Source organism: Pseudomonas sp. JV449 (genome assembly GCF_032424295.1).
Taxonomy (GTDB): domain Bacteria; phylum Pseudomonadota; class Gammaproteobacteria; order Pseudomonadales; family Pseudomonadaceae; genus Aquipseudomonas; species Aquipseudomonas marginalis.
In genome coordinates, this window is sequence record NZ_VYKD01000019.1 from 479,425 (window position 1) to 491,365 (window position 11,941).

Annotated in this window: 10 protein-coding genes; all 10 read right to left on the bottom strand. The window is 65.0% G+C overall.

Annotated elements, in window-relative coordinates:
• Window positions 1–27 precede the first annotated feature (27 nt).
• Window positions 28–1,185, bottom strand: a complete 1,158-nt coding sequence (gene argE / locus F6S08_RS19860) for an acetylornithine deacetylase (protein WP_065948065.1) — start codon at window positions 1,183–1,185, stop codon at window positions 28–30.
• Window positions 1,182–2,336 (bottom strand): NAD(P)/FAD-dependent oxidoreductase, encoded by a 1,155-nt coding sequence (locus tag F6S08_RS19865; RefSeq protein WP_065948064.1) that lies wholly within the window; start codon window positions 2,334–2,336, stop codon window positions 1,182–1,184. The genes argE and F6S08_RS19865 overlap by 4 nt, the downstream gene beginning before the upstream one ends.
• The gene (locus tag F6S08_RS19870; RefSeq protein ID WP_074847269.1) at window positions 2,333–3,712 is read right to left on the bottom strand and encodes an NAD(P)/FAD-dependent oxidoreductase; all 1,380 of its coding nucleotides are present in this window, start codon (window positions 3,710–3,712) and stop codon (window positions 2,333–2,335) included. Before F6S08_RS19870 ends, F6S08_RS19865 begins: the two co-directional genes overlap by 4 nt.
• Window positions 3,694–4,002, bottom strand: a complete 309-nt coding sequence (locus F6S08_RS19875) for a (2Fe-2S)-binding protein (RefSeq protein WP_053138839.1) — start codon at window positions 4,000–4,002, stop codon at window positions 3,694–3,696. Before F6S08_RS19875 ends, F6S08_RS19870 begins: the two co-directional genes overlap by 19 nt.
• Window positions 3,999–5,840, bottom strand: a complete 1,842-nt coding sequence (locus F6S08_RS19880) for an ABC transporter ATP-binding protein (RefSeq protein WP_315872216.1) — start codon at window positions 5,838–5,840, stop codon at window positions 3,999–4,001. Before F6S08_RS19880 ends, F6S08_RS19875 begins: the two co-directional genes overlap by 4 nt.
• A gap of 1 nt (window position 5,841) precedes the next feature.
• The gene (locus tag F6S08_RS19885) at window positions 5,842–6,717 is read right to left on the bottom strand and encodes an ABC transporter permease (protein WP_092485798.1); all 876 of its coding nucleotides are present in this window, start codon (window positions 6,715–6,717) and stop codon (window positions 5,842–5,844) included.
• On the bottom strand, window positions 6,714–7,670 hold the full coding sequence (locus tag F6S08_RS19890) for an ABC transporter permease (RefSeq protein WP_053138848.1): 957 nt from the start codon (window positions 7,668–7,670) through the stop codon (window positions 6,714–6,716). Before F6S08_RS19890 ends, F6S08_RS19885 begins: the two co-directional genes overlap by 4 nt.
• Before the next feature lie 13 nt (window positions 7,671–7,683).
• Complete coding sequence (locus tag F6S08_RS19895) at window positions 7,684–9,321, bottom strand: ABC transporter substrate-binding protein (RefSeq protein WP_065948061.1); 1,638 nt, start codon at window positions 9,319–9,321, stop codon at window positions 7,684–7,686.
• 95 nt (window positions 9,322–9,416) lie between these two features.
• Window positions 9,417–10,691, bottom strand: a complete 1,275-nt coding sequence (locus tag F6S08_RS19900; RefSeq protein WP_315872217.1) for an FAD-binding oxidoreductase — start codon at window positions 10,689–10,691, stop codon at window positions 9,417–9,419.
• A gap of 23 nt (window positions 10,692–10,714) precedes the next feature.
• Window positions 10,715–11,383, bottom strand: a complete 669-nt coding sequence (locus F6S08_RS19905; protein WP_065924408.1) for a haloacid dehalogenase type II — start codon at window positions 11,381–11,383, stop codon at window positions 10,715–10,717.
• Window positions 11,384–11,941 lie beyond the last annotated feature (558 nt).

Below are 11,941 nucleotides of genomic sequence, written 5' to 3' on the forward strand. Positions count from 1 at the left end.
AAATTGCGTTCAGGACGGCAGGCTCTGCTAGGCCGTCAGCGAACCGAGCAAGCCTTGCAAAAAGCGCTCGCCGGCGTCCATCTGGCTGATCTCGATAAACTCGTCGGGCTTGTGCGCCTGCTCGATGGAGCCCGGCCCGCACACCACCACCGGTACGTCCAGGCGCTGCTTGAACAGGCCGCCTTCGGTGCCGAACGAGACCTTGGAGGTGCCGGTGCCCGGCGCGGCGAATTGCTTGAGAAAGTGCACCGCCTCGACACTGGGATGGGTGTCGAGGCCAGGATAGACGTTGATCGTTTCGATCTCGATGGCCGCCACGCTGGACAGCTTCTGCGCCTCACGCACGATCACCTCGGCGCGCTCGCGCATCTGCTCCAGGAACGCGTCCAGGTCGTCGGCCGGCAGGTTGCGCACTTCGAAGTCCAGGGTGCACAGGTTGGGCACGATATTCAGCGCCTTGCCGCCGATAATCTGGCCCACATGCACGGTGCTGTAGGGCACGTCATAGTCATTGTCCTGGGCACCATGGCGTTGCAACTGCTGCTGGCTGTCACGCAGGGCGGCGATAAAGTCGCAGGCCACGTGGATGGCGTTGACCGAGCGCGGCGCCAGGGATGAATGCGCCTCCTGGCCTCGGCAGTACGTGCGGTAGGAGCCCTTGCCCTTGTGGCCGAGGACAAACTGCATGTTGGTCGGCTCGCCGATCACACACAGAAACGGCCGTACCGGCGCCAGGTGCAGCACGTCGAGCAAGCGCCGCACGCCGACGCAGCCGATCTCTTCGTCATGGGACAGGGCCAGTTGCAGCGGGCGGTTCAGGCTGTGGTCGGCGGCATCCAGCATGGCGTCGATGGCCAGGGCGATAAAGCCCTTCATGTCGCAGCTGCCACGCCCATAAATGCGCCCGTCCTGCACGGTGGCGGCAAAGGCGGGAAAGGTCCAGGCCTGCCCCGCCGCCGGCACCACATCGGTGTGCCCGGACAGCAGCACGCCGGGCTGTTCCCTGGGCCCGGTGCTGGCGAACAGGTTGGCTTTCTTGCCGCTGGGGTCCTTGACGATCAGCGAGTCGATGCCCTTGGTCAGCAGCAGGTCGCGCACATACTCGATCAAGGCCATGTTCGACTCCGATGACACGGTGTCGAAGGCCATCAGCTGTTTCAGAATCTCCAATACGCGGGGTTTCATGAGGCCTGGCTCCGTTGCTCGTCAGGTAGGGCGAACCGGGTGATGGAGAATGGCTCGATCGGGGTACTGGTGCTGCCAGTGGCGAGCAGCTCGGCCATCACATCGCCGACGCCCGGGCCAAGCTGGAAACCGTGGCCGCAAAACCCGAAGGCATAGAACAGCCCGTCAACCGTACCGCTGGGGCCCATCACCGGCAGCGAGTCCGGCAGGTAGCCTTCGATGCCGCTCCACACGCGGATGATGTTCAGGTTGCCGACGCCCGGCAGCAGGCGGCGCATCTGGCTGACCTGGTTGAGGATGCTGCGCGGTTCCACATAGGCGCGGCGGTTGAGCATGTCCGGCTTGCTGCGGTAGCCGCCGCCGATGACGATATTGCCCCGGGGAATCTGGCGGAAGTAGATCACCTCTTCGGGCACCTTGGTGTACACGCCGATCACGGTGGGCAAGGCATAAGGCACCGGCTCGGTCACGGCCATTTGCGGGCCGTGGGTGTCCAGCGGCACCGGTTCGCCGAACTGCGCCGAGAGCTTCTGGCCCCAGGCGCCGGCGGTGATCAACAGTTGCGCGGCGTGGAACTGGCGGCCGTCGGTGGTGGTGACCTGGAAGTCGGCGCCGACCTTCTGCACCTCGGCCACTTCGGTGCGTTCTTCGATCTGCGCGCCCAGGCGCCGGGCGGCACGGGCAAACGCCGGCGCGGCCAGGCGCGGGTTGGCATGGCCATCGTGGGGCGCGTAGGAGCCGCCCTTGACGTCCGGGCCGAGGAAGCCGAAGCGTTGATGCAGTTCGGCGCCACCATAAATCTTCAGGTCCAGTTGTTGCGCTTCCGGTGCGGCGGCGTAGGCCTCCAGCTCGGCAATTTCATCCTCGCGGTAACACACACGCATATGCCCGCTGGGGATGAATTCCAGGTCGTCGTCGATCAGTTCCGGCAGGCGCTTCCACAGCGCCCACGAGCGGTTGGCCAGAGCCAGTTGGCCGAGGAAACGCCCTTGCCGGCGCACATTGCCGAAGTTCACACCACTGGCGTACTGGCCGATCTGGTCGCGCTCCAGCAGGATCACCGACTGCCCGCGACGGCGCAGAAAAAACGCAGTCGCCGAGCCCATCAGACCCCCGCCGACAATCACCACATCGGCTTTTTGCACACTCATGACGAGACCTCCTCGGTGATCAGCATCGATAACGGTTTGACCGGCGCCTGGCCGCGCTGGCGCCCGACCGCCTGCACCGGCACGCCGGCAGCGGCGGCGATCACTTCGGCCCCGGCCTGGGAGCAATAACGCCCCTGGCAACGACCCATGCCCACGCGGCTGAACGCCTTGGCGCGATTGACTTCGCAGGCGCCCTTCTCTTTCACCGTGCGCCGCAGCTCGCCAGCGCTGATCATCTCGCAGCGGCACACGATGGCGCTGTCCGGCAACGCCTTGGCCTGTTCGCTCGGCCACGGGAACGCCTGGGCCAGGCCCAGGCGGAATTGATCCATCACCGCCAGGGCCTGCTGTTGCTCATCCCGCAGGCCGGTGTCCACCGGTTGTTGCAGGTCTTCCAGCAGCGCCAGCGCCACCAGGCGCCCGGCATGCTCGGCGGCATCGGCGCCGCGAATTTTCGCACCGTCACCGGCCGCGTACACGCCCTTCACCGAGGTGCGCCCGGCGTCATCCGTGGCCAGCCACCATTGGCTTGATGCCTCATCGAACGCCATGCGACAGCCGGCCAGGTCACCCAGCTGGGTTTCCGGGCGCAGGTGGTAACCCAGCGCAACGGCATCGGCCTGCACCGTGACGGTCTGCCCGTTACCAGTGGTAAAGCGCACACCGCTTACACCATTGGCCGCGTCGCCCATCACTTGCAGCGGCTTGACCCCCAGGTGCACCGCCACCTTGGCGCGGTACAGTTGCGCCAATAGCTTGATCCCGGTGAACAGCACGCCAGGCCGCGCCAGCAGTTTGGGCAAGGCTTTCAGACGCAGGCTCAAGGCTGAGGTGTCGAGCACCGCCGCCACCTCGGCGCCGGCCTTCACGTACTGGCTGGCGACCAGGTACAGCAACGGCCCGCTGCCCATGAACACCACGCGATGACCGATGGACACGGCCTGGTTTTTCAAGGCGATCTGCGCCCCGCCCAGGCTGTAGGTGCCCGCCAGTTGCCAGCCCTCGATGGGCATCAGGCGGTCGGTGGCGCCGGTGCAGAGGATCAGTGCATCGTAATCCACCGTGGTGTGGCGGCCCTGGCTCACGCAGCACAGTTGCCCCGGCGTGAGGTTCCACACCAGGGTGTCGGGGCGGTAGTCGATGGCGTCGCGCAGGCGGTCGAAACTCTGGTGCAGCGCCTGGGCCTTGGCGGCCTCGCTGCCGTACAGGGTCGCGTAGTCGCGGGTGAAGCCTTCTGGCTGACGCCGATAGATCTGGCCACCGTCGCGGCGGTTTTCATCGATCAGGATCGGTTTGATCCCGGCCGCCAGCAGGGTTTCGGCGCAGCGCGCCCCGGCCGGTCCGGCGCCCACAATAACTACCCGTGCAGTGGCCATGTCGCCTCCGGTTGTGTGGTAACGATGTCCAGCCCGTCACGGACTTCATTGGAACAGGCGCGCAGGCGTTCGCCGCTGCGGGTCCACACCCAGCAATCCTGGCACGCGCCCATCAAGCAGAAACCGGCGCGGCGGCCGCTGTCGAATTCCGACTGGCGCAGCGCGTTGCCCTGGGTCAGCAGCGCGACCATCAAGGTGTCGCCCTGCAGGGCTTGGACGGCGGCGCCATCCACGGTCAGGCTGACCGTCGGCCGGCCCTGTTCGGCCAGCCTCACAAAACGCCCGTTCATGCATAGGCTCCCACAGTGAGGGTGTTGACGCCCTGCTGGGTATCCAGCAAATGGGCGCTGTCGTGGTGGCAAAGGATTTCACCACCGTCGTCAAGGCGGCGGCGCGGCGGCGCGGTGCGGTTGCACAGGCCGTCGACGCGCACCGGGCAGCGATTGAGGAAGGTGCACAGTTCCGGCCCATTGGCCCGCTCGCCGAGCGCTGGCAGCGTGTCGCCTGCAGTACCGCAGGTTTCCAGCCAGCCCTGGCGCAACTCGGGCACCGAGTGAATCAACAGGTCGGTGTAGGGATGGAACGGCGGCTCGGCAAACGCCTGGCGACTGCCGGCCTGGACCTTGCGGCCGCTATACATCACCACAATGTCATCGCACAGCGCGCGCACGGTAGAAATGTCGTGGCTGATAAACAGGTACGACACCCCCAGTTGCTGGCGCAGGTCGCGCAGCAGTTCGAGGATCGCCGCCCCCACCACGGTGTCGAGGGCCGAGGTCACTTCGTCGCAGAGGATCAGGTCGGGCTTGGCCGCCAGCGCGCGGGCCAGGTTGACCCGCTGCTTTTGCCCGCCGGACAGCTCATTCGGGCGCCGTTCGGCGAGGTCCCTGGGCAGGCGCACCAGGTCGAGCAGTTCGCCGATGCGGGTTTGCAGCGCCGTGCCTTTGAGGCCGAAATACATTTTCAACGGTCGACCGATGATGGCCGCCACGCTGTGCATGGGGTTGAGCGCGGTGTCGGCGTTCTGGAACACCATCTGGATCCGCCGGAACTGTTCCGGGGTGCGCTCGGCGAGGCTGCCGCCCAAGGGTTGCCCGTCGAAGGCCAGGCCGCCGAGGGCCGGGGTCAGCAACCCCGCCACCACCCGGGCCAGGGTGGACTTGCCCGAGCCCGACTCGCCGATCACGCCGATGGCCTGGCCACGGCGCACGGTGAGGTCGATGTCTTCCAATACTCGAATCGACGGCATGCCGTGCAGGTTCTTGTTGCCGTAGCCGGCGGTGAGGCCGGTGATGGTCAGCAGCGGTACCTCCCCGGCGACGCCGCAGGGCGGGCGAATAGTGGTGTCGGGCCGTGCGGCGGCCAGCAGGCTGCGGGTGTAGGCGTGGGTCGGGGCATTGAGCAGCGGCGCCGTGGCGCTCTGTTCGAGGATCTGCCCGCCGTTGAGCACCACGATCTGGTCGGCCATTTGCGCCACCACTGCGAGGTCGTGGGACACGTACACCGCCGTGGCCCCACGCTCGCGCACCACGCGCTTGAAGGCGCGCAACACGTCGATCTGGGTGGTCACATCCAGTGCGGTGGTCGGCTCGTCGAGCACCACCAGCAGCGGGTCGCTGATCAGCGCCATCGCCGCCATCACCCGTTGCAGCTGCCCGCCGGAGACCTGGTGCGGGTAGCGTTGGCCGATGCGTTCCGGGCCCGGCAGCGCCAGGTCGCGGAACAGGCCGATAGCCTTGGCGTGCAGCTCGGCGCGCGTGCCCAGGCCGTGGATCAGTGCGCCTTCGATGACCTGGTCGATGAGTCTTTTCGCCGGGTTGAATGCGGCGGCGGCGCTTTGCGCGATATAGGACACACGGTTGCCGCGCAGGCCCTGCAATTGGTGTTCGCCCAGGGCGAGCATGTCGTGCTCGCCGACCTGCACCACGCCGCCGGACAAGCGACACCCGCGCCGTGCATACCCCAGCAAGGCCAGGGCGATGGTGGTCTTGCCCGAGCCGGACTCGCCGATCAATGCCAGCACTTCACCTTGTTTCAGGGCAAAGCTCACGCCCTTGACGATTTCCACCTCGCCGCGCTCGCCGCAGGCGACCACGCGCAGGTCTTCGACGCGAATCAATTCAGTCATTTCAATGGCCTCCCGTGCGTCGACTACGTCGCGACGACAGATAGTCGATCAGCAGATTCACGCCGATGGTCAGCGTGCCGATGGCCAGCGCCGGAAGGATGATGGCCAGCGCGCCCTGGTTGAGGCCGCCGATGTTTTCCCGCACCAGCGAGCCGAGGTCGGCGTCCGGCGGTTGCACGCCCAGGCCAAGAAAACTCATGCCGCTGAGCAACAGCACGATGTAGCCGAAACGCAGGCCCAGGTCGGTCAATACCGGGTTGAGCATGTTCGGCAGGATCTCCACGCACGCCACGTAAAGCCGGCGCTCGCCACGGGTACGCGCGACCTGCACGTACTCCAGGGCTTCAATGTTGACCGCCATGCTGCGGGCGACGCGGAAGGAGCCGGGGATATAACTGATCACGGCCGTACAGATCAGCAACGTCACCGATGAGCCAAAGGCCGAGACCATGATCAACGCAAGCATTTTGCTCGGGATCGAGATGAAGGCGTCCATGATGCGGCTGATGATTTCGTCCAGCCACTTGGGCGAGACCACCGACAACAGCGCACACCCGGTGCCGAAGATGCTGGCCAGTAACGCTGCCACCAGCGCCAGCCCGACAGTAAAGCGCGCGCCCACCAGCACCCGGCTGAGCATGTCGCGGCCCAGGTAATCGGTGCCGAATGGATGCGCGAGGCTGAAGCCTTCGAAGATGTTATCGGACACCACCTCCCCCACCGGGTGAGGTGCCAGCCACGGGCCGAGCAGCGCCACCAGCAGCCAGGCGACGCATACCACGCCGCCCAACAGCCCCAGCCACGACGGGCCGCTGGACACCTTGGCGAGTGCCAGGGCGGAGGAGACAGGCTTGGATTTCGCAATGAGGTTGTTCATTGGTTTCTCAGCCTCGGATTGGACAGGATCGCGCACAGGTCGGCGAGCAGCACCAGGCCCAGGTAGGCCGCGCAGAACAACATGGTGCACGCCTGCACCAGCGCCATGTCGCGGTTGGTCACGGCATCGACCATCAAGCTGGCAATGCCGGGGTAGTTGAAAATGGTTTCGACAATCACCACCCCGCCCAACAGGTACGACAGGCTCAGGGCAATGGCGTTGGCAATCGGCCCGATCGCATTGGGCAAGGCATGGCGCAGCACGATGCGGATCGGGCTGACGCCTTTGAGGCGGGCCATTTCCACATAGGGGCTGTCGAGCTGGTCGATCACGGCGGCGCGGGTCATGCGCGCCATTTGCGCGACGATCACGCAGCACAGCGTCATCACCGGCAAGGCATAGGTGCGCAGAAATTGCAGCGGTGAGCTGATGTCGCTGGCATAGGAGAGGGCCGACAACCAACCGAGGTTGACCGCAAAAATCAGCACCGCCAGGGTCGCCACCAGGAATTCCGGCACCGCGACCATCGCCAGGGTGATGAAGCTCAGGCAACTGTCGATGCGCCCGCCCCGGCCCATCGCCGAGCCGATGCCGAGCACCAGTGCCACCGGCACCGAGACCAGCGCCGTGGCGCCCGCCAGCATCAGGGTGTTGGGCACCCGGCCCGCCATCAGCTCACCGACCGGCATGGCGTTGGAGACCGACACGCCCATGTCGCCAGTGAGCAGGCTCATCAACCAGTGCAGGTAACGCAACACACCGGGCTGGTCCAACCCCAGTTTCAGGCGCAGGGCCGCCACCTGTTCAGGGGTCGCGAACTGGCCCAGGGATTGTTGCGCCGCGTCCCCCGGCAGTACCGCCGTGATCGCGAACACGACCATGGACACGATCAACAAGGTCAAGGCCCCGGCGCCGAAGCGCCGGCCGATCAACCACAGTGTATTGCTATTCATCCCACCACCCTCCTCAAGCGTCCAACCACACCTGCTCGGCAAACATGTAGCCCATGAAACCGCCCAGTGGGTTGCTGTCGTAGCCTTTGATGCGCTGGTCGACGCCGTCGATATTGCTGATGAACACCGGCACGCCGATGCCGCAGTGGTCGTGCACCAGGACCTGCATGTCGCCATACATCTTGGCGCGCTTGGCGTCGTCGGTTTCGCCACGGGCCAGCATCAGCAACTGGTCGAATTGCTCGTTCTGCCAGCCGGACTCGTTCCACGGCGCCTTGGACTGGAAGAACTGCGAGAACATCACGTCGGCATTCGGCCGCGGGTTGATGTTGCCGAAGCTCAGCGGGTGCTTCATCCAGTGGTTGGACCAGTAGCCGTCGCTCGGCAGGCGGTTCACGTCGAGCTTGAGCCCGGCCTGTTTGGCCGACTGCTGCAACAGCACGGCGATGTCCACCGAACCGGTGGCGGCAGGCGAGGCCATCACGGGCATGGTGATGCTTTCCATGCCGGCTTTCTTCAGCAGGAACCTGGCTTTTTCCGGATCGTAGACCGTCTGCGGCAAGTCGGTGTTGAAGTAGCGCGAACCCGGCGCAATCGGGTGGTCGTTGCCCACCACCGCAAAGCCACGGAATACGGCGGACTTGACCTGTTCACGGTCGAGCAGCAGCTTCATGGCCTGGGTGAATTCCGGGCTTTTGCCGGGCAGTTGGTCCTGGCGAATGATCAAGTCAGTGTAGTTGCCCGACGGCGCGTCGACCACGCGGTGCTTGGCGCTGGCCTTGATGCGCGTGGTGGAGCGCGGGTTGACCTCGTTGATCATGTGCACGTCGCCCGACAGCAGTGCATTGACCCGCGATGGCTCGTCGGCAATCGCGATGAACTCGATCTCGTCGAGGTACGGCAGGCCCGGTTTCCAGTAGTTCTTGTTGCGCACCGCAATCGAACGCACGCCGGGCTTGAACTCGCCCACGGTGAACGGTCCGGTGCCGATGCCTTTGCTGAAGTCGCTGGTGCCCTCGGGGACGATCAACAGGTGTGACACCGCGAGGATCGACGGCAACTCGGCGTTGGCCGCGCTGAGGCGGATCTGCACTTCGTTCGGCCCGCTGGCCTTGATCTCGGCGAACTGCTCCATCAGCGGCATGACCTTGGAACCGGTCAGCGGGTCTTTGTGGCGGTTCAGGGAGAACACCACGTCGGCGGCGGTCAGGGCCTTGCCGTTGTGGAAGGTCACGTCCTTGCGCAGGGTGATGGTCCAGACGGTGGCGTCGGTGTTGTCGATGCGCTCGGCCAGTTCCAGTTGCGGCACCAGATGCTTATCGAAACGGGTCAGGCCGTTGTAGAACATGTAGTGGCGCACATAGTCGGTGGACAGCGCGCCCTTGGCCGGGTCGAGGGTATCGGCGGTGGAGCTGGACATGCCGGCCACGCGGATCTTGCCGCCTGGCTTGCCTTTGCCGGCCACGGCGGCCTCGTCGGCGAACAGCTTGCCGGCGGCGCCGAACAGGCTGCCGGCACCGGCGGCGGCGACACCGGCCACGCCCAGCATTTGCAGGGCGTTGCGGCGCGACATGCCACGGTTGAGACGTTCGAACACCCGCAGGCTGTCCTGGCCGGAGATGAGTTCGGGGGTGTTTTTGTTGTCAGTCATAGCAAGGCTACCTGTCGATAATCGGAAGAATCGAGTGCTCACGGATGTCCGGAGCGTCCTGGAAACGCAAACGACGGTGACGCAACAACGGCAACTCAGTGCAGATAGTCCTGGAAGCGGTAGTAAGCCCCCACGAACGGCAGGAACCACGGCTTGCCGAAATGCCCGGGGATCGCCGGCCATTCCAGTTCGCGCCAAGGGTTGGCGGCCGCATTACCGGCCATCACTTCGGCCATTACCTGGCCCATGTGCACCGACATCTGCACGCCATGGCCGCTGTAGCCCATGGAGTGGAATACGCCGCCATGCTGGCCGGCGCGGGGCAGGCGGTCGGACGTCATGTCCACCAGGCCACCCCAGCAGTAGTCGATCTTCACGTGCGCCAACTGCGGGAACATGTTCAGCATCGCCGCTTGCAGTACCTTGCCGCTCTTGGCGTCGGAGACACTGTCGGACATGGCAAACCGCGCACGTCCGCCAAACAGCAGGCGGTTGTCCGGGGTCAGGCGAAAGTAGTTGCCGATCATGCGGCTGGTCACATAGGCGCGATGTTGCGGCAGCAACTGGTCGATCAGCGTCTGGGGCAAGACTTCGGTGGCAATGACAAAACTGCCCACCGGCACAATCCTGCGGCGGTACCAACCCAGGTCGCCATGCTGGCAGGCACCGGTGGCCAGCAGGACTTGCCCGGCGTGCAGTGAACCCTTGGCGGTGTTGACCTGATAGCCGCCGGCCTGGGCCTTCCAATCCTTGACGGGGGTGTGCTCGTAGATCATCGCACCACGCCGCGCCGCCGCTTCGGCCAAGCCGACGCCGAAGCGGCCGACATGCATCTGCACGCCGTTGCGTTGCAGCAGGCCGCCATGAAACTGCGCCGAATTGACTTCCGCGTGGGTCTGCTCGGCGCTGAGCAACTCGACATCGGCATCCACCTCCTGGCGGATCAGCTCGCAGGTGCGGGCCAGGCCTTCGTAGTGCATCGGCTTGGCCGCCAGCTTGAGCTTGCCGTTGCGCACCAGGTCGCAGGCGATCCCTTCCTGCTCGACCAGTGACACCACCGTCTGCACGGCACTTTCATAGGCCTGGTAATAGGCGCGTGCCTTGGCGGCACCGAGGCTGGCGTGCAGCCCGGCGTAATCCTGGGCCACCCCGGTGTTGCACTGCCCACCGTTGCGCCCCGAGGCCTCGCCGATCACCCGCCCGGCGTCGAGCACCACCACACTGGCGCCCTTGAGCGCCAACGCCCGCGCCGCCGCCAGGCCGGTGAACCCAGCGCCGACCACAGCCACATCGACCTGCTTGGGCAAGCCGCCCAGCCGGGCACCGGTAAACGCCGGTGCGGTGTCGAGCCAATAGGATTCACTGCCCATGTCTAGCCCTCAGAGGTGTGCGGTTACAGACCGACCAGCGCCGGCAGCCCACCGATATCGGTGATCTGCTGGTAACCGTAGAACGCGTTGCCCGGCACTTCGTGGCCACGGGCAACGAAGGCTTTGTTTTTGATCTTCATGTCATGGGCCGGCATCAGGTCGTAACGGAAGCTGGACGACACATGCAAGATGTCTTCCGGGCCGCAGCCGAGGTTGTCGAGCATGAATTCAAACGCGGCCAGGCGCGGCTTGTAGGCCTGGGCCTGCTCGGCGGTGAACACCTTGTGGAACGGCGCGCCGAGCTTGTCGACGTTGGACATGATCTGGCTGTCGCTGGCATTGGAGAAGATCACCAGGGGAATCTTGTCGGCAATTTTCGACAGCCCGGCCGGCACGTCTGCATGGGGGCCCCAGGTCGGCACGGCGTCGTAATACAGCTGGCCTTCCTCGCGATAGTCGATACCCCAGCGTTTGCAGGTACGGGCCAGGGCGGTCTTGAGGATTTCATCGTAGGGGCGCCAGTCGCCCATGACCTGGTCGAGGCGGTAGGCCGAGAAATCCTTGACGAACTGGTCCATCTGCTCGGGCTTGATGCGATCGGCAAACAGCTCGCGGGTCATGGTGCCCATATGGAAGTTGGTCAGCGTACCGTAGCAGTCGAACGTAATGAATTTGGGACGAAGAAAGCTCATTGAGTGCGGTCCTGGAGTTCGTTGAGTGTGACAAGCGTTCGCTGCCCTGGCGGCGCGTCGGCCTCGTTGCAGCACAGGTTCATTACACCACTGTGAAATCAGCATATGCCGTCTAAAACGACCTGCGCTCAATACAAACCACCGTTTTGGTGGCCGGGCTCAGCAGACTTTGCGGTGCGCGCCAGGCTTGGGCAGGGCCAGTGTTTGTGCGCTTTTAGGGGGCTTTTGGGGGTGCAGAGGCTTAAGCACGGGGGTGGGGGCGGCAGAAAGTGTGGCGGGTTGAACGGTGGGAGGGAGCTTGGTTCCGTGGCGGCCTTCGGGCCGACCATGTCGTTGGCTTTGAGCGCGTACATATCCGTTGCTGCGGTCACGGCCGCTATGGGTTCCGCCCTTACGGCGGGTCACTTTGGAAAAGCCCCAAAGTAACCAAAGGGCTCTTGCCCCACCACTCGGTACCTCGCCTAGGCTCGGTATGCCCGAACGCAGGCTTGAATCCGTGGGCCGCCGTCATGGGCCATCCTTGGCCCAGGACGGCTAACCCGGCGTCCTGGGCCAAGG